The following is a 230-nucleotide window of genomic DNA, read 5'->3' as shown; positions in this document are numbered from 1 at the left end:
GGCCGTCGTCAGGGTAGAGCCGGTCGATTCCGTGGTGGATCAGGCGCGAGGCGCCGCCGATGTCCAGGGCGTCGCCGGGACGCAGGCGCACCGAGCGTGTCGGGTCCGAGCGCCGGAGACCGCCGTAACGGACCAGGGCCTCCGCCCCCAGGGACAGGGACAGAACCGGGGCGGAGAAGTCGGCCTCGGCGCGGTCCTGGTGCAGGCCCATGCGAGCGCCCGGTCCGTAG

1 protein-coding gene is annotated in these 230 nt (G+C 74.3%); it reads right to left on the bottom strand.

Translation table 11 applies throughout. The features are described from left to right. Positions 1-230, bottom strand: a 230-nt coding sequence (locus tag AC0IY0_RS29150; RefSeq protein WP_471766526.1) for an alpha-ketoglutarate-dependent dioxygenase AlkB, incomplete at both ends; no start/stop codon positions are given.

The sequence above is a fragment of the Methylobacterium sp. AC315 genome (assembly GCF_979253755.1).
This window is presented reverse-complemented; position numbering and strand designations above follow the sequence as displayed.